The following is a 22,367-nucleotide window of genomic DNA, read 5'->3' on the forward strand; positions in this document are numbered from 1 at the left end:
TCAGATCGAATGATCTCAGTAATTTCAGTATTTAATAACAAAAAAATGAAGTGAAGGAATCCCTATGGCTCTAGAAAGAACGTTCTCAATTGTTAAGCCGGATGCAGTTAAGCGTAACCTTGTCGGTGAAATCTACCACCGCATTGAAAAGGCTGGCCTACAGATTATTGCCGCTAAAATGGTTTCTCTTACAGAAGCACAAGCAAGTGGCTTCTACGCAGAGCATGAAGGTAAAGAGTTCTTTGGACCACTTAAAGAGTTCATGACTTCTGGTCCTATCATGGTTCAAGTACTTGAAGGCGAAAACGCTATTGCTCGTTACCGTGAACTAATGGGTAAAACTAACCCAGAAGAAGCGGCATGCGGCACTATCCGTGCTGACTACGCAATCAGCATGCGTTACAACTCAGTACACGGCAGCGATAGCCCTGAGTCTGCGGCTCGCGAAATCGAATTCTTCTTCCCAGAATCTGAAATTTGCCCACGTCCAGCTGAATAAGCAGACAACAGCAAGTATCAACAAAGGCTTCACTTCGGTGAAGCCTTTTTCGTTTCTGGAGAGTTCGAGTGTCATTCCTGAAAGTGAAGAAGGAGCATATCGAGAGTCTGAGTTTACTATTGGAGATTCCAGATACCTCGTTCCTCGGTTCTCGAATGACGAGCAAGTAGCGTTAGTTGGAAGGCTGAGAAGGTAACGAATAACGTAAGCTGGAGGTCGTAGAAAGGCACGAGTATTCGGTGCTTAAAGCCCGTCTTTCCCGAAAGCGACAGAGGTGTGAAATCGGGAATCTGAGTTTACTATTGGAGATTCCAGATACCTCGTTCCTCGGTTCTGGAATGACGAACAAGTAGCGTTAGTTGGAGGTCGGAGAAAGGCGCGAGTATTCGGTGGTTAAAGCCCGTCATTCCCGAAAGCGACGAAGGAGTGTAATCGGGAATCTCGCTTTGAATTGGCCAAACGTAAGCAGGTAAATTTAGCTGTGTAAATTTTAATCACTTAAGTTTGAATGTCTTAGTAAACACAAGGTTTTACAGTGCTTGTTGAAGTTGCGTAAAGGCTGTACAATTCGCGCCCTTAATTATTGTTCCGTCATTGAGAGGCATCATGACCACAGCTAAAGTCAATCTACTCGATTTTGATCGTAAAGGTCTTCGTAAATTTTTCACAGAAGAACTGAATGAGAAAGCGTTTCGAGCAGAGCAAGTGATGAAGTGGATTTATCACTTCGGTGTCGATGACTTCGAACAAATGAACAACATCAACAAAAAATTACGTGAGAAACTGCTGCATCGCTGTGAGATTGTTGCACCTATTGTTTCTGAAGCTCAGCACTCTGCGGATGGCACCATTAAATGGGCTATGAGCGTTGGTGACCAAGACGTTGAGACGGTATACATCCCAGATGGTGACCGTGCGACGCTATGTGTATCTTCGCAAGTAGGTTGTGCGCTTGAATGTAAATTCTGCTCTACCGCTCAACAAGGCTTCAACCGTAACCTGAAAGTTTCAGAGATCGTTGGTCAAATCTGGCGTGCTGCACGTGAAATCGGTTTAGAGAAAGAAACGGGTCGTCGTCCAATTACTAACGTCGTAATGATGGGCATGGGTGAGCCTCTGCTGAACATGAAGAACCTAATTCCATCATTGGAGCTGATGCTTGATGATCTAGGTTTCTCACTGTCTAAGCGTCGTGTAACCGTATCAACATCTGGTGTTGTTTCTGGTCTTGATCAGATGACAGACAACATCGATGTAGCTCTGGCGATTTCTCTACACGCACCAAACGATGCACTACGTAGCCAAATTATGCCAATCAACGACCGTTGGGATATCCAAGATTTCCTAGCATCGGTTCGTCGTTACATTGCTTCTTCAAATGCTAACCGCGGTAAAGTAACGGTTGAGTACGTTCTATTGGATCATGTGAATGATGATATGGACCACGCTCGTGAACTTGCTGAGCTAATGAAAGATACGCCTTGTAAGATCAACTTGATTCCATTTAACCCTTACCCGGGTTCGCCTTACAAGAAGCCAAGCAACTCTCGTATTGATCGCTTCCAAAAAACGCTGATGGAATACAACTACACAGTAACGGTTCGTAAAACACGTGGTGATGATATTGATGCCGCATGTGGTCAGCTGGTTGGTGATGTTATTGATAGAACCAAGCGTACTAAAATGCTGAAAGCCGCCTCTGAAGCTAACTTAATCGCAGGTGATGTGATTCAAGTAAAAGCGGTTTAAATACCATTTAGAACGAAACAAGCCAGAAGGATTCCTTCTGGCTTGTTGCTTTTCTGGAAGGTGAATTTCCAAGAATTGGATTTTTTCCCCACGCTTTCTTACATTTTTCGTTAAATTTTGGACAAAACCATGAGCTGACGGTAAATTTTGTCGAAAGTGTTTTTGCCTTGTAATGGCATTAGCTTATGATTAAATAATCTTAAATTAATTTAAGTGCTCGCTTGTTACCCGATAATCGTCAATGTGTCTATTTAGGTTGGCTACTTGATAAACTAGCTTCCTGAGAAAATCGCTCATCAACAGCGTGTGGTTTTCTACTTTAAGGGTTGATGAAATGGGTTGCAGGAAAAATTCCACATAGTAGGTTGTAAGATTGAGCTTAAACGAAAATAAAAAATGCTCTCATCAACCTGCGATAATTATTTAGAAGTTCACTCTCTATGAACACAGAACACGAAACACAAACACAACCGAAAGAAACTGTCGCTCCAGCAATTGAAGCGGGAACGCTGCTCAAAAATAAACGAGAATCTCTGGGTTTAACACAAAAGCAGATCTCTGATCGCTTGAAACTGCGCGTTACGCTGATCCAACAAATTGAAGAAAACCAATTCGAGTCCGATCAGGTTGCCACCTTTATGCGTGGTTACATTCGTTCATACGCGAAATACGTCAATCTTGACGAAAAGGTCGTATTGAGTGCGCTTCATCACTCTGGTGATGCTCAACACCAAGAACAAGAAATGCTGAGCTTTTCTCGTAAGACAAAAACAGAGAAGCACAACAGCCGTATTATGATCCTCACATGGAGCATCTTTGCTGTGATTGCGGGTATCTCATCACTTTGGTGGTGGCAGAACCAGCAGCAAGACACCTTATCTCAATCTCTCGCCAACACAGAAAGCTCAGAAGAACTTGTGGTGGAAGAGTCTCTAGAGCCAGAATTTACGTCATTAGAAGTGATTGAAGCCGAGCAAAATACTGAGGAGCCTTCAGCGACTGAAAGGACGGATGAACTTGCAGTGGTTAGCGCGGCTGAGGCTTCAGAGAATATCGAGCAAGCAGAACAGACACAAGACGTTGCAGAGGTTACCCCTGTAGCGGCTGAATCAGAGACAGTGACGCCTGAACCTGTAGCCAACGAACTAGTGATGCAGTTCTCTGCAGACTGTTGGATCCAAGTTAAAGATGCGGCAGGCAAGACTTTGTCTACTGGTATCAAAAAAGCAGGTCAGACACTTAATCTTTCAGGAACTGCGCCATACAAAGTGATTCTAGGTGCGCCAGAGGGCGTATCAATGACATTTGCAAGTGAACCTGTTGACCTTTCTGGGTATACTTCAGGCAAAGTAGCTAGAATAACCTTACCTTAGAGTTTATATGCAACACGAATCTCCTATTATTCGTCGCAAATCAACCCGTATTTATGTGGGTGATGTGCCGATCGGTGATGGTGCACCAATTGCTGTGCAATCCATGACCAACACAAGAACAACTGATGTCGCCGCTACCGTTGCTCAAATTAGAGCTTTGGAAAAAGTTGGCGCTGATATCGTTCGCGTATCTGTACCGACCATGGATGCCGCTGAAGCATTTAAGCTAATCAAGCAGCAGGTTTCTGTTCCTTTGGTGGCTGACATTCACTTCGACTACCGTATTGCCCTTAAAGTGGCAGAGTACGGTGTTGACTGTCTGCGTATTAACCCTGGTAACATCGGTAACGAAAGCCGCATTCGCTCTGTTGTGGATTGTGCTCGTGATATGAATATCCCTATTCGTATTGGTGTTAACGGCGGTTCTCTTGAAAAAGAGATCCAAGAGAAATACACAGAGCCGACAGCAGAAGCACTGGTTGAATCCGCAATGCGTCACGTCGATATCCTAGACCGTTTGAACTTTGATCAATTTAAAGTCAGCGTTAAGGCTTCTGATGTGTTCCTAGCCGTCGGTTCTTACCGTTTGCTGGCTAAGCAGATTGATCAACCTTTGCACCTTGGTATTACCGAAGCGGGTGGTGCTCGTGCTGGTTCTGTGAAATCAGCGGTAGGTTTGGGTATGCTTCTTTCTGAAGGTATCGGCGATACGCTGCGTATCTCGCTAGCGGCAGATCCTGTTGAAGAGATCAAAGTTGGCTTTGATATTCTTAAATCTTTGCGCATTCGCTCGCGTGGCATCAACTTCATTGCGTGCCCGAGCTGTTCTCGTCAAGAATTCGATGTTATTAACACCGTTAACGCCCTTGAAGAGCGCTTAGAAGACGTTATTACCCCAATGGATGTATCAATCATCGGTTGTGTGGTTAACGGCCCTGGTGAAGCTGAAGTCTCTCACTTAGGTTTAGCGGGTAGTGCACGCAAGAGTGCCTTCTATGAAGACGGTAAACGTCAGAAAGAGCGTTTTGACAACGATGACCTTGTCGACAAGCTTGAAGCGAAGATCCGAGCAAAAGCATCGGTGCTTGATAAAGCAAATCGCATTGATGTAGAAAACTTAGAAGATTAATACAACGCGATGGGGTGTGATTGTCTATTCGCACTAACACCTGGTTGTGAGAAATTACGGAATAAATACTGTGGCTAAAAATATCCAAGCAATTCGAGGCATGAACGACTGCCTTCCAACTCAATCACCACTGTGGCAGAAAGTAGAAAGCGCAGTTAAAAGTGTGGTGAGCGCATACGGTTACAACGAAGTACGTATGCCTATCGTTGAAGAAACGAACTTATTTAGCCGTGCGGTTGGTGAAGAAACTGACGTTGTTTCAAAAGAGATGTACACCTTTGATGACCGTAATGGCGATAGCCTAACGCTGCGTCCAGAAGGCACAGCAGGTTGTGTACGTTCATGTATTCAAAATAGCCTTATCAATCGTGATGAACAGCGCCTATGGTACATGGGTCCAATGTTCCGTCACGAGCGTCCTCAAAAAGGTCGTTACCGTCAATTCCACCAATGTGGTGTGGAAGTGTTTGGCCTAGACGGTCCAGATGTAGACGCTGAATTGATTATGATGACTGCACGTCTATGGCGTGAACTAGGCATCGACAAACACGTTCGCCTAGAACTGAACTCAATAGGTTCTCAAGAAGATCGCGTAAGTTACCGTACTGCGTTAGTGGCATTCCTTGAGCAACACATCGATGTATTAGATGAAGACTGCAAACGTCGCATGCACACCAACCCGCTTCGTGTACTAGATACTAAGAACCCAGACGTTCAAGCTATCTTAGGTGACGCACCTCGACTATCTGAATATCTAGGTGAAGAGTCAAAGCAACATTTTGCTGGTTTGTGTGAACTTCTTGACGCTGTTGGTATCGAATACCAAGTTAACGAGCGTCTAGTTCGTGGCCTAGATTACTACAATCGCACAGTATTTGAGTGGATCACTGACAGCCTAGGCGCGCAAGGTACAGTATGTGGCGGTGGCCGTTACGATGGTCTTGTTGAGCAACTAGGCGGTAAAGCAACTAATGCTGTTGGTTTTGCAATGGGCCTAGAGCGTCTAGTTCTAATGATGGAAACGCTAGAACTTACAGAAGTTCGTCGTAGCGTTGACGTATACATGGTTGCTGCTGGCGAAGGTACAATGATCGCGGGCATGCAGTTAGCGAATCAATTACGTGACACTGTTAAAGGCGTACGCGTGATGAACCACTTCGGTGGTGGTAGCTTTAAGAAGCAATTCAAGCGTGCTGACAAAGTAGGTGCTGTTGTGGCGCTAGTGCTTGGTGAGAACGAAGTTGCTGACAATACCGTTGTACTAAAAGATTTGGTTGGCGGCGTGCAAGAAACCGTGTCTCAAACGGAAGTTGCAGAGAAAGTAGCTGCGCTAATCTAGTTAGCCATTGAGCAAACGCTCATCATGAATATTAACGTCAGCACTATGCTGGCGTTTAAAGAATTAAAGAGGACAGGAAGTGGAACTTTACGATAGCGAAGAGCAACAAGTTGAAGCCATTAAAGATTGGTGGAAAGAGAACGGTAAAGCCGTAATCTTTGGTGCGGTTATTGGTTTAGGTGGTCTATTTGGCTGGCGCTATTACCAAGATTCAGTCGTTGAAGCGCGTGAAGCAGCTTCAGAAAGCTACACCTCTGTAATTTCAGCTCTTGATACTAAGGGCGTTGATGCTCAATCTGATATTCAAGCTTTCATCGACGCAAACAAAGACGCTGAATACTCTGTTCTTGCTGCTATGCAGTTAGCTAAAGCACAAGTTCAAGCAGGTGATCTTGCAGCAGCACTTGAACAGCTTGAGTGGGCAAAATCGGCAACTAAGGACGCGGCATTAGCGCCACTACTGACTTACCGTGTTGCTCGTATCAAAGCTGAGCAAGGTGAATTTGACGCAGCGTTGACTGATCTTGAAGCGATGACTGACGAATCTTGGAAAGGCCGTGTTGCTGAACTACGTGGTGATATCTCACTTCGTAAAGGCGACACAGATGCGGCTTACAGTGCTTACTCTGAAGCTCAACAAGCTGCTGATGCGAGCCAAACGCTTCAAATCAAACTTGACGACCTAGCTAAATAAGGCGCTTTGAATGAAGAAGATGTTTCCAAAAGCGGCGTTGTGTGCGATTGCTCTTGGCCTGTTAGCGGGTTGTGCGGGTGAAGAAGACACCGTAATCATGGCTCCAGTACCAACAGTAAACAGCGAGTTCACTCCTAAGCAGGAATGGTCTACGTCGGTTGGTGATGGTGTTGGTCATTACTTTTCAAAATTAACGCCAGAGCTTGCTTACGACAAAGTATTTGTCGCGAGTCGCGAAGGTATTGTTAAAGCGCTTGACCCTGAAACGGGTAAAAAGCTGTGGGAAACCGATCTTGAAAAAGAAGTGCTCGCACGCTTATCAGGCGGCCTAACAGCGGCTTACGGCAAAGTGTTCCTAGGTTCTGAAAATGGCGAAGTGATCGCGTTAGACGAATCGACCGGTGAAGAACTGTGGCGTGTATCAGTCAACGGTGAGGTGCTTGCATCTCCTGCAACTGAAAGCAACATGGTACTGGTTCATACCAGTCGTGGCATGATGATCGCTTTGGATCAAGAAAGCGGCGAACAGAAGTGGACGATTAGCACTGAAGTTCCAAGCCTAACATTACGTGGTGATAGCGCTCCTGTTGCTGTTTCTGGTGGTGTTTTCTGGGGAACGGCAAATGGTCGTTTGGCTGCTGCAATCGTTGACCGCGGTCAGCTGATTTGGCAACAACCGGTTGGCACGCCAAAAGGCGCAACGGAAATTGATCGCTTAGTTGATGTCGATGCGTCACCTGTTGTTCTTGGCGGCACGCTGTATACCGTTGGTATTAATGGTCAGTTGATTGCTATCGATCTTCGTTCTGGTAAGCCAGTTTGGAAGCGTAACTACTCGTCAGCGATTGATTTGACGAGCGATGGTAGCCGTTTGTTCGTAGTAACAGACAAAGACCACGTGGTTGCAGTCGATGCGCGTAGCGGCACTGAACTATGGAGCACTCCATTGTTAGAAAACCGTTTACTGACCGCACCTGCTATTATCAATGGTTATGTAGTTGTAGGTGATACAGAAGGTTATCTGCACTGGTTAGATCGTTCATCGGGTGAGTTTGTTGCTCAGCAGTTAGTTAACGATAGCGGCTTTGCGGTTGCGCCAATTGAACTGCCTGAAGGCTACTTAGTGACTACTCGCAATGGCGATGTAAAGAAACTAACGATTAGCCAATAAAAGCGTGATACAATTCACAGTCGGCTCCTGGTTGGTAACAGCTAGGAGCCGTTTTGTTGTTATAAATTAATAAACCATGTGGTTATAGGTAAGAGTTTAAACTTGCGAACAAGTGCTTACCTATAACTACATTTAGAGAAGAAATTGTAGAGGTTGTTATGGTACCTGTTGTTGCTCTAGTAGGGCGTCCGAACGTAGGTAAATCTACGTTGTTTAACCGATTGACTCGAACTCGTGATGCATTGGTTGCGGATTTCCCTGGCTTAACGCGTGACCGTAAATACGGCCATGCTCATTTTAGTGAGCATGACTTTATTGTTATCGACACTGGTGGTATCGACGGTACCGAAGAAGGTGTTGAAACTAAAATGGCTGAACAGTCGCTAGCGGCGATTGATGAAGCTGATGTCGTTCTGTTTATGGTAGATGGCCGTGCGGGTCTAACACCTTCCGATGTGGCTATTGCTAAACACCTTCGCCAACTAGAAAAGCCTTCAATGCTAGTAGTGAACAAGGTTGATGGTATCGACCCTGATGCTGCAAGTGCTGATTTCTGGCAGCTAGGCGTTGAAGACATGTATCAAATCGCAGCGGCACACGGTCGTGGTGTAACCGCACTGATTGACCTTGCACTTAACCCATTCGCTGAAGCGCTAAAAGCTGAGAATGGTGAAGTAAGCGATTTGACTGAGTTTGAAGACGAAGAAGAAGAGCAAGTTGATTTCACTGAAGAAGAAGCGGAAGAAGAATTCAAGCGCCTTCAAGATCAACCGATTAAGCTAGCGATCATTGGCCGTCCTAACGTAGGTAAATCAACACTAACTAACCGTATTCTTGGTGAAGAACGTGTTGTTGTTTACGATATGCCAGGTACAACTCGTGACTCTATCTACATTCCGATGCAGCGTGATGAGCGTGAATACGTTCTGATTGATACTGCGGGTGTTCGTCGTCGTAAAAACATCAATGAAACCGTAGAGAAGTTCTCTGTAGTTAAAACACTGAAAGCGATTGAAGACGCTAACGTTGTTCTACTTCTGATTGATGCTCGAGACAATATCTCTGATCAAGACTTGAGCTTGTTAGGCTTTGCGTTGAATGCTGGTCGTTCAATCGTGATTGCAGTAAACAAGTGGGATGGTCTAGACAGCGATGTTAAAGATCGCGTTAAGAAAGAACTAGACCGCCGTTTAGGTTTCGTTGATTTCGCACGCATTCACTTTATCTCTGCACTTCACGGTACAGGTGTTGGTCACTTGTTTGAATCTGTTCAAGAAGCTTACAAGTCAGCGACAACACGTGTTGGTACTTCTGTTCTGACTCGTATCATGAAAATGGCAACCGATGATCACCAACCGCCTATGGTTCGTGGCCGTCGTGTGAAACTAAAATACGCGCACGCTGGTGGTTATAACCCACCTATTATCGTTATTCACGGTAACCAAGTTCGTAACTTGCCAGATTCGTACAAACGCTTCCTAATGAACTACTACCGTCGTTCACTAGAGATCATGGGTACACCGATTCGCATTCAATTCCAGAACAGCGAAAACCCGTTTGAAGCGAAAACAAACAAGCTAACGATTTCTCAGGAACGCAAACGTAAGCGTATGATGAGCATGATGAAAGGCCGTAAATAACCCTTTCTAATCGATTTGATACCCGAGCCTGTCTCGGGTATTTTTTTAAGCAAAATTTACGTTAAGCCATAGCTTCATGTCTCGATAGCGTTATGGATTAACGAATCAGACTCGATTTCAAAAGAAGAACAACATGACAACTAACGATTTGATTACATCTGTGCAAGCAATCACACCAACCATCACTCAATTCTGTCATCAGGCGTGGCAGCTCAATGCGAAAGCGCTTTATGTTGAGAACAATGATAGTCAGACCTACTTGATCACCGATGTCACACCTTTTCACCCTGTTAGTCATATTTGGCCCGATCACCCAGCAGACCAAGGTTTTGTCAGCGTAAATGGTGAGCAGTATATTGTTGAAGATTGCCTTGTTGGTGCAATAGAACAATCCACTGGCAAACTTTGTATCGCAGCAGATATTCCTGTTAAGCGTGATACGGAAGGGTGGGCGTTTGTGGTTGTTCACCAACTACCTGCATCAGCTTCTATGATTAATATTGGCGATGAAGTTGAGTTGTCGGTTGATAAAGAATATCAAGCAAGCTTGAGCCGTGGGCATAGTGCTGGTCATATCGCTTTCTTAGCGTTGAATAAAGTCTTGGCTGAGAGTTACTGGCGCAAAGATGCGGATAGAAAAGATCCACTTGGTAGTTACGACTTCAATAGCTACGCACAAGTCACCAGCTTTGTGACCCCAGAACTATGTACCGACAAGTATCGTTTGGGCAAAACCTTGAAGAAGCGCGGCTTGAACGTCGCAGACATGCTAGCAAACCTTGAAGGGGTTGAAGCCGACATCAATCAAATGATTGCAGGCTGGCTAGCTGAGTCTACTTCAGTCGCAATGAGACTGGAAGGCGAGGCATTAACGGACTCTCGTTACTGGGAATGGCAGATTAATGCAGACACTCTCGTGTCTATTCCGTGTGGTGGTACTCACATTGAGAATACGTCAGAGCTTCAGGCATTATCAGTTAAGTTAACCCAGTTAGATGACCAACATATTGAAATGCTGACGCATGTAATTCGATGATTTAGGTTACAGATCGAAATGGCTTGTGCTGTTTATTCTATTTTATGATGTAATTTTTGATATAAATGACCATTTAAAATTGAAATGCAGCACATGTAACTTATGCTTTCGGTGTGTGGTGATATAAATATTCTTTTTGGGGTAGATCGCTGTTCAAAATAGTTAAAGCGAAAGATCAACCTATGATCTTCGGTTGTGTGTCGTACTAATTTAGTGTGTTATTATTAACCAATAACAAGCTTGCATAAGAACAGGCTGTACCCGATTACACAATTGAAAGCTTTAGTGAATGGAACAACAATTTTTATTAGAAGGCCACCGAGCAGTCAACAGTTTGCTTCGAAAGCTTGCTCTTGGGATGGATCGTAAAGATTTAAACCATAGGATTATTCAGCTTACCGAGCAGCTTTTTGGGCAGCGCATGGCTTCAATTTTACTGCTCAACTCAAAATCAAAGACTTTGCACCTTGAACATGCCCCGAACCTGCCTGATTTTTATAATCAGCAGATAGAAGGTGTAGAGATTGGTGCTGGGATTGGTTCTTGTGGCGAAGCCGCGGCACTCAAAAAAGCCGTTATGATCTCCAATATTAATGCACACCCGAATTGGGCACCTTTCTTAGCCTTAACCAATCAAGCTAATCTTCATGCGTGTTGGTCAGTACCAATCATCTCTTCACATGGCCATGTGTTAGGTACCTTTGCGATTTACAGCAAATACATCTCTGAACCCCATGAATTTGAACTCGAGATCTTAGAGTTATTGGCTTCCTTATATTCTGTGGCGTTAGAGAAGTATGAATTAGAGAATCAACTCAACTTTTTTGCCAATCGAGACTCCCTGACACACAGTTTGAATCGCCGAGCATTGCTGAGAGAAGCCGAGCAGGTATTAACCAAACGCTGCTTTGCTGAAAAAGTGATGGCGTGTCTGTTTGTCGATGTCGATCAATTCAAGTCGATCAACGATACCTACGGCCATAGTTTTGGTGATTATGTGTTGTTAGCGGTTGCAAAAGTGCTCGATGAGGCAACGACTGCCTGCGCCAAGATCGGGCGTTATGGTGGTGATGAGTTTGTGGTGTTCTCTTGCTTCGATGATAAAGAAAGTATTCTTAGCTTTTATCGCAGCTTAGAAAGAGCCTTGGAACAAGCTCTTTATATCAACGATACTCAGTTCACCGTCAGTGTAGGGCTTTCTTACGAAAAAGATCCTGAGTCGTTAGAAGCTTTGATCGCACAAGCTGATAAGAACATGTACCAAATCAAGCAAGCTAAGTCTCAGCAGTAGTAGATTGTAAAAATAGTAGTGAATTAGGAAATGCTAATGAGTGAAAATATCTGCCCTAAGTGTCGATCTGAGCTGGCTTGGGATGGCAAGTATCACTGTGAAAGTTGTCAGGCTCACTTTACCAAAGTGGGGTTCTGCCCTGAATGCAGCCGTCAATTAGAGAAGCTTCAAGCCTGTGGTGCTGCGAGCTATTTTTGTAATGGTGACTGTAACGAGCTTAAATCTAAGTCGAGAGTAAAGTTCGAATTCCAACCTGCGGAATAGTCTAAAGCCCGAGCGCTTAAATGACTGTCAGTGATGTTATACCAGAGACTCAATACTAAAGTGTTGGGTCTTATTTGTATCTGATGAATAGGTATGTGTCATCTTGGTTCATTCTTATCGCTACTGCACCAGTATGAAACATAGATACATGATTGCTATGCACTTTATTGGTGTGAATGGTTTTTTAGTTCCATTAATACAATGGCTTATAAATTTAATTGTTAATTTTTAAGTTTGGCACTCTTCTTGTAACTCTGTAATTGAATAACAAAAATACAATTATGGAGTAATATCATGAACAAGGTGTTCAATTTATCGCTAGCTGCACTGTGTACAACACTTTCATTTTCTTCTGCATCAGTGCTTGCGGCTGACGAAACCATCAAAGTCGGCGTTCTACATTCACTGTCCGGCACTATGGCGATCAGTGAAACAACGCTAAAAGATACCGTGCTGATGCTCATTGAAGAGCAGAACAAAAAGGGCGGCTTACTTGGTAAAAAGCTAGAGCCTGTGGTTGTTGACCCAGCGTCAAATTGGCCTCTATTTGCTGAAAAAGCGCGTGAGCTGATCGAGAAAGAGAAAGTCGATGTAGTCTTCGGTGGTTGGACATCGGTATCGCGTAAATCCATGCTGCCAGTGTTTGAAGAACTCAACAGTATCCTTTTCTACCCAGTTCAGTATGAAGGCGAAGAGTCGTCGAAAAACGTTTTCTACACTGGCGCAGCGCCAAACCAACAAGCGATCCCTGCAGTGGATTACTTGATGGAAGAGCTCGAAGTTGAGCGCTGGGTACTAGCCGGCACCGATTACGTTTACCCACGTACCACCAATAAGATCCTTGAAGCCTACCTAAAAGATAAAGGTGTCGCAGAAGAAGACATCATGATCAACTACACACCATTTGGTCACTCTGATTGGCAGTCTATCGTTTCAGACATCAAAAAGTTCGGTGAAGCGGGCAAGAAAACCGCTGTGGTTTCTACTGTGAATGGCGATGCGAACGTTCCTTTCTACAAAGAGCTTGGCGCGCAAGGCATTTCATCTGAAGACATCCCTGTTATTGCATTCTCTGTTGGTGAAGAAGAACTATCAGGCATGGACACTGAACCACTGGTTGGTCACCTTGCGGCGTGGAACTACTTCATGAGTGTTGATACCGAAGCCAATGAAGAGTTTGTTGAGACATGGCAGTCATTCATTCAGAGTGAAAAACGCGTCACCAATGACCCAATGGAAGCGCACTATGTTGGCTTCAACATGTGGGCGCAAGCGGTAACCAACGCAGGCACAACCGATCCTGAATCTGTACAAGATGCCTTGATTGGCGTGTCGGTTCCTAACCTTTCTGGCGGCTACTCTACCATGCTGCCAAACCACCACATCACCAAACCCGTCCTGATCGGTGAAATCCAAGACGATGGTCAATTCGATATCGTTTGGGAAACCACAGGCCTTGTTGCGGGTGATGCTTGGTCGAGCTACTTACCTGAATCAGCGAAGCTGTTCTCTAGCTGGTCTAAGCCATTCTCATGTGGTGCGTTTAACGTCGAAACTAAGAAGTGTTCTGGCGGTAACTAGATCGTTAAGTCAGGAATATTGAGCCTTCCTGTTTGGGAAGAGCGCCTCTGTTTAGGGGCGAAGCGAACGGAGGGCTCATCGTTTCAGGTAACAACCACTATCCACACATCCTCCAAGTAAAAATAACAATATCTAACTTGGTTGGTTAAGGAAGCAGGGATGAAAAACGTATTAAACGTATTTAAGGCACTATTGCTCATGGCAGTCAGTGCTCAGTTGGCTTTTGCTGGAATAACGGATGAAGCTAGCTTTACCAAGGCGCTAGTTGGTAAGAAAACATCGGATAAAGAATTGGCTATCGATTGGGTGGTTGAGGCACAGACGGGAGACGTGTCGAAACCTATTTTGGATGGCTGGTTAAACGGTAATCTCTATTACTTTAATGACAAACAAAGCGAGTACTATCAACAGCTCTACCTGATTCAAAGCATTAAAACGGCAACCTCGGCCCTGTCGGTATGGGATCAATCAAGCCTCAGTATCGAGAATGCTAAGCAGTTTAAAAAGGTTCGCGTGAACAACAAACTGCGCGGCATCTTACGTGGGGAAATTGCCTCGATTGGACTGAACAGCAGTAACCCAGATGTACGTTATAAAGCGGTTCTGGATCTGCTCGGTACCAAAGATTCTGACATTATCGATCGTTTAGCTGTGCTGAGAACCAGTGAGTCAGAGGGCAAAGTCGCTGAGTTGATGGACTTGTCGTTAGCCATTTTCACCTCTCTTAATAACAGCGCCACCACTGAAGATCGTGTGGCTTCAATTGAACGAGTTGGCGACTTCAAACATTCCGTGGTTCTGAAAACATTGAATCAACTGCTGAGCAGTGAGCAAGAACCGAAAGTCTTAGCTGCAGCTGAGCGTGCGATGGACGATTATCAACAAAGCCAAGCACTTTACTCGGGTGTTGAGACCGTATTCTTTGGCTTGAGTTTAGGTTCGGTATTGGTGTTGGCAGGAATTGGCTTGGCGATCACCTTTGGTGTGATGGGCGTGATTAATATGGCCCATGGTGAGCTAATCATGATTGGCGCTTACACCACCTATGTATTGCAATTGTTGATGCCCAATCACATTGGTTTGGCACTGATACTTTCTATTCCTGCGGCGTTCATTGTGTCTGGCTTAGTGGGTATTGTAATTGAGCGAAGCGTGATTCGTCATCTTTACGGTCGCCCATTAGAAACCTTACTCGCGACTTTCGGTATTAGCTTGATCCTGCAGCAAGCCGTTCGCTCTATTTTCTCTCCACTCAATCGCTCGGTGAGCACGCCTGAATGGATGTCTGGCGCACTTCAATTAAACCCAATGTTGTCTCTGACCTACAACCGCCTTTATATCATCTTGTTCTGTGGTTTGGTGTTTATGGGGCTATTGATGGTTCTGAAAAAGACACCACTAGGTTTGCAGGTTCGTGCGGTTTCTCAAAACCGCGGTATGGCGCGTGCGATGGGTATTCGTTCTGAACGTGTTGATGCGATGACCTTTGGCTTAGGCTCGGGCGTTGCAGGTGTCGCGGGCGTCGCACTCTCTCAATTGACCAATGTTGGCCCGAATATGGGGCAGGCGTACATTATCGATTCGTTCATGGTGGTGGTGTTCGGCGGAGTAGGCAACTTGTGGGGCACATTAGTCGCAGGGCTAAGCCTAGGCTTGTTCAATAAGATTTTAGAGCCATGGGCTGGCGCAGTACTCGCCAAGATCCTAGTACTGGTTTTCATCATTCTATTTATTCAAAAACGCCCACGCGGATTGTTCCCGCAACGTGGTCGTGCGGCTGAAGGTTAAGGACAACATCATGCAGTCTAAATCATTTGTACTTTCGGCGATGCGTGGTGATAAAGGTGGCCAACTGACCATCCTTGCCATTCTAGCGGCCGTCATTATTATCCCATTGGCTAATACCATGTTGCCAAGTGGACACCCACTCCATGTTGAGACTTTTACTATCTCGCTGATGGGAAAATACCTGAGCTATGCAATGTTGGCGTTGGCGCTCGATCTGGTGTGGGGCTATCTCGGAATACTGAGCCTTGGCCATGGGGCTTTCTTTGCCCTTGGCGGCTATGCCATGGGTATGTATCTGATGCGTCAGATTGGTGACCGTGGGGTTTATGGTGATCCAGTTTTGCCTGACTTTATGGTGTTCCTTGATTGGTCTGCGTTGCCATGGTTCTGGCAAGGTTTCGATCAGTTCTGGTTTGCTTGTCTGATGGTGGTGTTAGTGCCGGGCGCATTGGCTTATTTGTTCGGTTATCTGGCTTTCCGTTCTCGCGTGTCTGGTGTTTACCTTTCTATCATGACCCAGGCGTTAACTTACGCCTTGATGCTGGCGTTCTTCCGCAACGAGATGGGCTTTGGTGGCAACAACGGACTGACGGATTTCAAAGACATTATCGGGCTGAGCTTGCAGAGTGATGCGGTCAAGATTGGTCTGTTTGTCGCGACAGGTATCTCACTCATCCTAAGTTACATCGCGTGTCGCATGGTAGTGACGAGTCGATTAGGGCGTGTGGCACTGGCGATTCGTGATACTGAGTCTCGCACTCGCTTTATGGGTTACGACGTCGATGGCATCAAGCTGTGGGTCTTCGTACTGTCTGCGGTGATCGCGGGTATTGCAGGTGCGCTGTATGTTCCTCAAGTGGGCATCATTAACCCTGGTGAGTTTGCTCCGCTCAACTCGATTGAGATTGTGGTTTGGGTTGCCTTAGGCGGGCGCGCCACTCTGTTTGGTGCCATCGTTGGTGCACTGATCATCAACTACGCCAAGAGCTGGTTTACGGTTGAATTCCCAGAAGTATGGCTATTCGCCCTAGGTGGTTTATTCGTTCTTTCGACCATGTACTTCCCACAAGGTGTGATTGGCTTTGTCAGTGAAAAATGGCAACAGCTACGCAAAGCATCGAATTCAAAAGGCGAAGGGCAAGATAAGGATGATCAGCACAAAGCCAAGGAGGTGATCGCATGACCACATTTAATAGCGTAAAGGAATCGGTTCAGGCGTTCACTCGTCGAGATGAAGTGTTTGATTACCTTAAACCTGATGTTCATCCTGCCATCGATACCCGTCACAACGTGTTGTTGTATGTGGAAGGCGTTAATAAAAGCTTCGATGGTTTCCAAGCGATAAACGATCTTAACCTTTATATCAAAGAGGGCGAACTGCGCTGCATCATCGGCCCTAATGGCGCAGGTAAAACCACCATGATGGATATCATCACCGGGAAAACTAAGCCGGATACTGGTGAAGTGTGGCTAGGTTCGAACATCAATCTACTCAAGATGAACGAAGCTGAAATTGCTAATGCAGGTGTTGGACGCAAGTTCCAAAAGCCGACCGTGATTGAATGTTTAACCGTGTGGCAGAACCTTGAATTAGCCATGGCGGGCGACCGCTCAGTATGGGCGACTTTCACTGCCGTAATGTCTGGCGAGCAGAAAGACAAACTAACTTCAGTGCTTGAGCTGATTCACCTAAAAGACGAAGCAGCGAATTTGTCGGGCAACCTGTCACATGGGCAAAAACAGTGGTTAGAGATCGGCATGTTACTGATGCAAAACCCTAAGCTGTTGCTGGTGGATGAACCTGTCGCAGGCATGACTCACCAAGAGATGGATCGCACCTCTGAGCTACTCAACTCACTGGCAGGCAAGCACTCGGTGGTGGTGGTTGAACACGATATGGATTTCGTTCGTTCTATTGCTAGCCATGTCACTGTGCTTCATCAAGGTCACGTGTTGGCAGAAGGCACCATGGACCAAGTACAGGCTCACCCTGAAGTTAAACAAGTTTATCTCGGAGAATAGGATGTTAGAGGTTAAATCAGTTAATCAATATTACGGTGAGAGCCACACCTTGTGGGATTTGGATATGCAGATCCCGGAGGGCAAATGCACGGTGTTAATGGGGCGAAACGGTGTTGGTAAAACCACCTTGCTGCAATGCATTATGGGGCTGGTTAAGGTTGAAAGTGGTGACATCTCTTTATCGGGCGAGTCACTTTTGAAAACCGATGCCGAGGATCGTTCTCGCCAAGGGATCGGCTATGTGCCACAAGGTCGCCAGATATTCCCGATGCTTAGCGTTCAAGAAAACCTAGAAGTTGGCTTACCGATTAGAGAGAAGGGCGATCGTAAAATCCCTGAATTCATCTTCGATATTTTCCCTGTGTTAAAAGAGATGCTGCATCGACGTGGTGGCGACTTATCTGGTGGTCAGCAACAACAGCTCGCGATTGGTCGTGCGTTGGTGGTTAATCCTAAGCTATTGATCTTGGATGAACCGACAGAAGGTATTCAGCCCAATATCGTGCAAGAGATTGGCGACATCATTCGTATGCTTAACGAGAAGATGGGACTGACGGTTTTGTTGGTTGAGCAGAAGCTGCCGTTTGCAAGAAAGGTCGGTGACCGTTTTTGTATTCTCGACCGTGGCCGTCAGGTGGCTGAAGGTGAAATGACAGGGCTCGATGAGTCCTTGATTAAGGAGTACCTAACCGTATGAATTCTCTCTTTTCTCCGAATGAAGTCAGGAACGCTTCTTTAGTTGAAGCTTTATCTTTGAATGACACCATCGAACAAGATATTCGAGATGGTTGGCAAGCGAGCTTAAACCTCACCTTTGTTGACCGTGGTGATAAAACCGTATTAAAGAATCGCCAGCAGTCTGGTCCGCTTGCGGTGCAACGCCCACTGTATCCTGATGGGGAAACGTGTCACACCTACTTACTCCATCCCCCCGGCGGAGTGGTAGGTGGTGACACTCTCAATATTGAGGCAACCGTAGAAAGCGGTGCACATACGTTGATCACCACGCCAGGCGCGACCAAGTTCTATCGTTCTAACAACAAGTACGCCAAGCAGAAGCAAACCCTTCGAGTGAAGAAAGGTGCGCGCTTGGAATGGATGCCGCAAGAGAACATCTTTTTTCCCAATGCACACGTTCGTCTAGACACTGAAATTCGCCTTGAAAAGGGTGCACAGTTTTGGGGTTGGGAGATGCACTGTTTTGGGCGACCTGCACAGAATGAGGGATTTGAGCGTGGTCACCTTGTTGGGAAAACGGAAATCTATCTTGATAATCAAAGGCTTCTGACTGAAGGTTTTAATTTTCATGGTGGCGATAAGTTAATGATAAATATGGGGTTACTTGATTTCTCAATGATGGGGACTTTTTATCTCACCTCAAATGAGAAGCAAGATTTAGAGTTGGTACAGAGCTTGCTCCTATCTATTACACAGCAAGCTTCACAGCAATCAGTTACAGCAAAAATGTCGAGTGAACCTACATTAATAATGGGCGCGACGCAGATAGAAGGATTGATTGTAGTGCGAGCCTTGGGTAATTGGAGTGAAGACATCCTCCAAGCCTTTGGTCAGATATGGCAAGCAACTCGCTCTCATTTGTGTGGTACGACTCCGGATTTACCAAGGATTTGGGCGACTTAGCGATTAGCCCTTTTGTACCTAGGGTGACTTCCGGCTCTAGGTACATTTTTTCAAGCTTGCTGTGTTTGAATCCCACTTACTGCTCATGCGTTTTTGAGCACTAAGAAAATAACACTAACAGCGGGCGGCTAAATGGAATTAACACCAAGAGAAAAAGATAAGTTACTTATCTTCTGCGCAGGAATACTGGCACAGCAGCGCAAACAAAAAGGCTTAAAACTCAACTACCCAGAATCTATTGCGCTGATCAGCAGTGCCATTCTTGAAGGTGCCCGCGAGGGTAAGACCGTTTCGGAATTGATGGATTTTGGACGCACACTGCTTACCGTTGATGACGTAATGGAGGGGATCCCTTCCATGATCCCAGATGTACAAGTCGAAGCTACTTTTCCTGATGGCACCAAGTTGGTGACCGTTCATGAACCTATCGTGTAGGGAGAAGTAATATGGCTGGTTCCACCAAACAATATTCAGGTTTCGTTCCCGGAAAAGTAGAAACGGCTCCGGGCCACATCACCCTCAACGAAGGCCGCGACACGACGTCAGTTAAGGTGCAAAACATTGGCGACCGTCCTATTCAAATTGGCTCTCATTACCACTTCTACGAAGCAAACCCTTCGCTGATCTTTGACCGAGAAGCCACTAAAGGTTTTCGACTCAATATCCCTGCAGGCACCGCAACTCGCTTTGAACCGGGTCAGTCGCGCAGCGTCGAGTTAGTGCGTTATGCCGGTAAGTTAGAGATCTACGGCTTCCAAGGAAAGGTGATGGGCAAGCTCTAAGCGCTCTTCATGGAAATAACTAAAACAACAAAGGATTGATCATGGCGACGATATCCAGACAGGCTTACGCCGAAATGTTTGGGCCAACAGTCGGTGACCGAGTGCGTCTTGCTGACACCGATTTATGGCTAGAAGTTGAAAAGGATTACACCGTATACGGCGATGAAGTGAAGTTCGGCGGCGGTAAAGTGATTCGTGATGGACAAGGGCAAAGCCAACGACCAAGTGCCGAAACTCCTGACTTGGTGATCACCAACGCGATTGTGTTGGATTACTGGGGCATCGTAAAAGCGGATGTCGCAATCAAAGATGGTCGAGTTCAGGCATTGGGTAAAGCGGGTAATCCAGACGTTCAACCGGGTGTTGATATTGTGATTGGCCCGGGTACGGAAATTCTGGCCGGCGAAGGTTCAATCCTCACGGCAGGTGGCATCGACTCACACATTCACTTTATCTGCCCGCAACAGATTGAAGAAGCTTTGGCATCGGGTGTTACGACCATGATAGGTGGTGGCACCGGGCCAAACACCGGTACCAACGCAACCACATGTACACCGGGCCCTTGGAACATGCACCGTATGTTGGAATCGCTCGATCAGTTCCCAATGAACTTTGGTTTGCTAGGTAAGGGTAACGCTAGCAAACCGGAAGCACTGCGTGAGCAAGTCGCAGCAGGTGCAGTCGGTTTGAAGTTGCACGAAGACTGGGGAACAACCCCTGCTTCAATCGATACTTGTTTGAGTGTGGCTGACGAGATGGACGTACAAGTTGCGATTCATACCGACACTCTGAATGAATCTGGTTTTGTTGAATCGACACTTGGCGCAATCGGCGACCGAGTGATTCATACCTATCACACCGAAGGTGCGGGCGGTGGTCATGCTCCCGATATTATTCGCGCTGCAGGCGAACCGAACGTTCTGCCTTCTTCGACTAACCCAACACGACCTTACACCATCAATACGGTCGATGAGCATTTAGACATGTTGATGGTCTGCCATCACTTGTCACCATCGATTGCTGAAGATGTCGCGTTCGCTGAGTCGCGTATCCGCCGTGAAACCATTGCTGCAGAAGACATTCTTCATGATTTAGGGGCGTTCTCGATGATCGCGTCGGACTCGCAAGCGATGGGACGTGTAGGCGAGGTGGTCACTCGAACATGGCAAACTGCGCACAAGATGAAAGTACAGCGTGGCAGCCTAAAAGAAGATTCAGATTACAGCGATAACTTCCGCTTAAGACGCTATGTCGCTAAGTACACCATCAACCCTGCGATCACTCATGGTATGTCTCATGAAATCGGTTCTATCGAAGCAGGAAAGCTCGCGGATTTAGTGCTGTGGAAACCTGCCTTCTTTGGTGTGAAACCAAGCGTGATTTTGAAAGGCGGCATGATCGCGATGGCACCAATGGGTGATCCCAATGCTTCTATCCCAACTCCTCAGCCAGTTCACTATCGCTCTATGTTTGGTAGCTATGGCAAGGCATGTCAGAACACATCGATGTTGTTTGTCTCTAAAGAAGCCAAAGCGCAGAACATCGATAAGCAATTAGGTTTGCAGAGCTTGATTGGCGTAGTGAGTAACTGCCGAAACATCAGTAAAGCCGACATGAAGTTGAACGATTGGATGCCAAAAATTGAGGTCGATTCTCAGACGTATCAAGTGAGCGCCGATGGAGAACTTCTGACTTGTGAGCCTGCTGAAGAACTACCAATGGCACAGCGGTATTTTCTATTTTGATAGCTCGGCTGAAGGATCTTGTTTTAAAGGCTTAGCTGAGGGCTCCTGTTTTAGCTCTTGGCTGAGGGCTCTTATTTTGAACGTTATAAATCTCACAAGGAGATTGAGGTAATAGCATGATTGAACTGACTCAACTGAATACTCAAATGCAAAATGCGCCGGACGGCTACTTAAGCCTGCCGATCGATAGCCGAATTAAAAGCCGTCTTAAGGTGATGCTTGATGATGGGCGCAATGCCGGACTGTTTCTACCACGAGGTCATATCTTGCGTGGTGGCGAGCAACTTTCAAGTGAATGCGGCTTAGTCGTCGAAGTGAAAGCGGCACCAGAAACCGTTTCGACGGTTTACTGTGAAGACTTGCTTCTGTTAACGCGAGTGGCTTACCACCTTGGCAACCGACATGTTCCGTTGCAAGTGGAGGCGGGCTGGGTTCGTTATCAACATGACCATGTTTTGGATGAAATGGTTGAAGGCTTAGGCGCAAAAGTGACTACCGAGACACAACCGTTTGAACCTGAAGGTGGCGCTTATGGCGGTCGCTCAGGTGGACATCATCACCATCATTAATCGAGTCATTGATGGCTCACTAAACGATTTATATAACAACGATATTAATAACTA

Annotated in this window: 21 protein-coding genes; all 21 read left to right on the forward strand. The window is 46.0% G+C overall.

The window, feature by feature from the left end:
* Positions 1–64 precede the first annotated feature (64 nt).
* The 21 genes from ndk to ureE all read left to right on the forward strand — a co-directional run bounded on the left by ndk (position 65) and on the right by ureE (position 22,313).
* Positions 65–499 carry a nucleoside-diphosphate kinase gene (ndk, locus tag BCT49_RS21350; protein ID WP_004735101.1) on the forward strand — a complete coding sequence of 145 codons (435 nt, stop codon included), beginning with the start codon at positions 65–67 and terminating at the stop codon, positions 497–499.
* A 606-nt stretch (positions 500–1,105) separates the two neighbouring features.
* Entirely contained in the window at positions 1,106–2,248 is a 1,143-nt protein-coding gene (locus BCT49_RS21355) for a bifunctional tRNA (adenosine(37)-C2)-methyltransferase TrmG/ribosomal RNA large subunit methyltransferase RlmN (protein WP_009848292.1), read from the forward strand.
* 440 nt (positions 2,249–2,688) lie between these two features.
* Complete coding sequence (gene rodZ, locus BCT49_RS21360; RefSeq protein ID WP_102438031.1) at positions 2,689–3,621, forward strand: cytoskeleton protein RodZ; 933 nt, start codon at positions 2,689–2,691, stop codon at positions 3,619–3,621.
* Positions 3,622–3,628: 7 nt separating this feature from the next.
* Positions 3,629–4,750 (forward strand): flavodoxin-dependent (E)-4-hydroxy-3-methylbut-2-enyl-diphosphate synthase, encoded by a 1,122-nt coding sequence (ispG, locus tag BCT49_RS21365; RefSeq protein WP_009848294.1) that lies wholly within the window; start codon positions 3,629–3,631, stop codon positions 4,748–4,750.
* 70 nt (positions 4,751–4,820) lie between these two features.
* Positions 4,821–6,089 (forward strand): histidine--tRNA ligase, encoded by a 1,269-nt coding sequence (gene hisS, locus BCT49_RS21370; protein WP_065113443.1) that lies wholly within the window; start codon positions 4,821–4,823, stop codon positions 6,087–6,089.
* Positions 6,090–6,168: 79 nt separating this feature from the next.
* Entirely contained in the window at positions 6,169–6,783 is a 615-nt protein-coding gene (locus tag BCT49_RS21375) for a YfgM family protein (RefSeq protein ID WP_017106479.1), read from the forward strand.
* 10 nt (positions 6,784–6,793) lie between these two features.
* On the forward strand, positions 6,794–7,954 hold the full coding sequence (gene bamB, locus BCT49_RS21380) for an outer membrane protein assembly factor BamB (protein ID WP_102438033.1): 1,161 nt from the start codon (positions 6,794–6,796) through the stop codon (positions 7,952–7,954).
* Between the two features lie 158 nt (positions 7,955–8,112).
* The gene (gene der, locus BCT49_RS21385; RefSeq protein ID WP_102438035.1) at positions 8,113–9,594 is read left to right on the forward strand and encodes a ribosome biogenesis GTPase Der; all 1,482 of its coding nucleotides are present in this window, start codon (positions 8,113–8,115) and stop codon (positions 9,592–9,594) included.
* A gap of 133 nt (positions 9,595–9,727) precedes the next feature.
* The gene (locus BCT49_RS21390) at positions 9,728–10,630 is read left to right on the forward strand and encodes a metal-dependent hydrolase (protein ID WP_102438037.1); all 903 of its coding nucleotides are present in this window, start codon (positions 9,728–9,730) and stop codon (positions 10,628–10,630) included.
* A 289-nt stretch (positions 10,631–10,919) separates the two neighbouring features.
* A complete protein-coding gene (locus tag BCT49_RS21395) occupies positions 10,920–11,921 on the forward strand; it encodes a sensor domain-containing diguanylate cyclase (protein WP_102438039.1) in 1,002 nt (333 codons plus the stop codon).
* A 36-nt stretch (positions 11,922–11,957) separates the two neighbouring features.
* A complete protein-coding gene (locus BCT49_RS21400; protein WP_102438041.1) occupies positions 11,958–12,185 on the forward strand; it encodes a zinc ribbon domain-containing protein in 228 nt (75 codons plus the stop codon).
* A 294-nt stretch (positions 12,186–12,479) separates the two neighbouring features.
* Positions 12,480–13,766, forward strand: coding sequence for an urea ABC transporter substrate-binding protein (urtA, locus tag BCT49_RS21405; protein ID WP_102438043.1), 1,287 nt, complete (start codon positions 12,480–12,482; stop codon positions 13,764–13,766).
* Between the two features lie 159 nt (positions 13,767–13,925).
* The gene (urtB, locus tag BCT49_RS21410) at positions 13,926–15,554 is read left to right on the forward strand and encodes an urea ABC transporter permease subunit UrtB (protein ID WP_102438045.1); all 1,629 of its coding nucleotides are present in this window, start codon (positions 13,926–13,928) and stop codon (positions 15,552–15,554) included.
* Positions 15,555–15,564: 10 nt separating this feature from the next.
* Positions 15,565–16,737: an urea ABC transporter permease subunit UrtC gene (gene urtC, locus BCT49_RS21415; RefSeq protein WP_102438047.1), complete on the forward strand. Its 1,173-nt coding sequence runs from the start codon at positions 15,565–15,567 to the stop codon at positions 16,735–16,737.
* Positions 16,734–17,576 carry an urea ABC transporter ATP-binding protein UrtD gene (gene urtD, locus BCT49_RS21420; protein ID WP_102438049.1) on the forward strand — a complete coding sequence of 281 codons (843 nt, stop codon included), beginning with the start codon at positions 16,734–16,736 and terminating at the stop codon, positions 17,574–17,576. The genes urtC and urtD overlap by 4 nt, the downstream gene beginning before the upstream one ends.
* A 1-nt stretch (position 17,577) precedes the next feature.
* On the forward strand, positions 17,578–18,273 hold the full coding sequence (gene urtE / locus BCT49_RS21425) for an urea ABC transporter ATP-binding subunit UrtE (RefSeq protein ID WP_102438051.1): 696 nt from the start codon (positions 17,578–17,580) through the stop codon (positions 18,271–18,273).
* The gene (locus BCT49_RS21430) at positions 18,270–19,217 is read left to right on the forward strand and encodes an urease accessory protein UreD (protein ID WP_102438053.1); all 948 of its coding nucleotides are present in this window, start codon (positions 18,270–18,272) and stop codon (positions 19,215–19,217) included. Before urtE ends, BCT49_RS21430 begins: the two co-directional genes overlap by 4 nt.
* Positions 19,218–19,349: 132 nt before the next feature.
* Positions 19,350–19,652 carry an urease subunit gamma gene (gene ureA / locus BCT49_RS21435; RefSeq protein ID WP_102438055.1) on the forward strand — a complete coding sequence of 101 codons (303 nt, stop codon included), beginning with the start codon at positions 19,350–19,352 and terminating at the stop codon, positions 19,650–19,652.
* An 11-nt stretch (positions 19,653–19,663) separates the two neighbouring features.
* Complete coding sequence (locus tag BCT49_RS21440) at positions 19,664–19,999, forward strand: urease subunit beta (protein ID WP_102438057.1); 336 nt, start codon at positions 19,664–19,666, stop codon at positions 19,997–19,999.
* 41 nt (positions 20,000–20,040) lie between these two features.
* Positions 20,041–21,744, forward strand: coding sequence for an urease subunit alpha (gene ureC, locus BCT49_RS21445; protein WP_102438059.1), 1,704 nt, complete (start codon positions 20,041–20,043; stop codon positions 21,742–21,744).
* Positions 21,745–21,860: 116 nt separating this feature from the next.
* Entirely contained in the window at positions 21,861–22,313 is a 453-nt protein-coding gene (ureE, locus tag BCT49_RS21450; RefSeq protein WP_102438061.1) for an urease accessory protein UreE, read from the forward strand.
* Positions 22,314–22,367 lie beyond the last annotated feature (54 nt).

Source organism: Vibrio lentus, from assembly GCF_002875945.1.
GTDB lineage: Bacteria > Pseudomonadota > Gammaproteobacteria > Enterobacterales > Vibrionaceae > Vibrio > Vibrio apostichopi.

Bases quoted from the DNA above. Each gene is read 5' to 3' on its own strand.
- ndk (WP_004735101.1), top strand. From the start codon at position 65: ATGGCTCTAGAAAGAACGTTCTCAATTGTTAAGCCGGATGCAGTTAAG.
- BCT49_RS21355 (WP_009848292.1), top strand. From the start codon at position 1,106: ATGACCACAGCTAAAGTCAATCTACTCGATTTTGATCGTAAAGGTCTT.
- rodZ (WP_102438031.1), top strand. From the start codon at position 2,689: ATGAACACAGAACACGAAACACAAACACAACCGAAAGAAACTGTCGCT.
- ispG (WP_009848294.1), top strand. From the start codon at position 3,629: ATGCAACACGAATCTCCTATTATTCGTCGCAAATCAACCCGTATTTAT.
- bamB (WP_102438033.1), top strand. From the start codon at position 6,794: ATGAAGAAGATGTTTCCAAAAGCGGCGTTGTGTGCGATTGCTCTTGGC.
- der (WP_102438035.1), top strand. From the start codon at position 8,113: ATGGTACCTGTTGTTGCTCTAGTAGGGCGTCCGAACGTAGGTAAATCT.
- BCT49_RS21390 (WP_102438037.1), top strand. From the start codon at position 9,728: ATGACAACTAACGATTTGATTACATCTGTGCAAGCAATCACACCAACC.
- BCT49_RS21395 (WP_102438039.1), top strand. From the start codon at position 10,920: ATGGAACAACAATTTTTATTAGAAGGCCACCGAGCAGTCAACAGTTTG.
- BCT49_RS21400 (WP_102438041.1), top strand. From the start codon at position 11,958: ATGAGTGAAAATATCTGCCCTAAGTGTCGATCTGAGCTGGCTTGGGAT.
- urtA (WP_102438043.1), top strand. From the start codon at position 12,480: ATGAACAAGGTGTTCAATTTATCGCTAGCTGCACTGTGTACAACACTT.
- urtB (WP_102438045.1), top strand. From the start codon at position 13,926: ATGAAAAACGTATTAAACGTATTTAAGGCACTATTGCTCATGGCAGTC.
- urtC (WP_102438047.1), top strand. From the start codon at position 15,565: ATGCAGTCTAAATCATTTGTACTTTCGGCGATGCGTGGTGATAAAGGT.
- urtD (WP_102438049.1), top strand. From the start codon at position 16,734: ATGACCACATTTAATAGCGTAAAGGAATCGGTTCAGGCGTTCACTCGT.
- urtE (WP_102438051.1), top strand. From the start codon at position 17,578: ATGTTAGAGGTTAAATCAGTTAATCAATATTACGGTGAGAGCCACACC.
- BCT49_RS21430 (WP_102438053.1), top strand. From the start codon at position 18,270: ATGAATTCTCTCTTTTCTCCGAATGAAGTCAGGAACGCTTCTTTAGTT.
- ureA (WP_102438055.1), top strand. From the start codon at position 19,350: ATGGAATTAACACCAAGAGAAAAAGATAAGTTACTTATCTTCTGCGCA.
- BCT49_RS21440 (WP_102438057.1), top strand. From the start codon at position 19,664: ATGGCTGGTTCCACCAAACAATATTCAGGTTTCGTTCCCGGAAAAGTA.
- ureC (WP_102438059.1), top strand. From the start codon at position 20,041: ATGGCGACGATATCCAGACAGGCTTACGCCGAAATGTTTGGGCCAACA.
- ureE (WP_102438061.1), top strand. From the start codon at position 21,861: ATGATTGAACTGACTCAACTGAATACTCAAATGCAAAATGCGCCGGAC.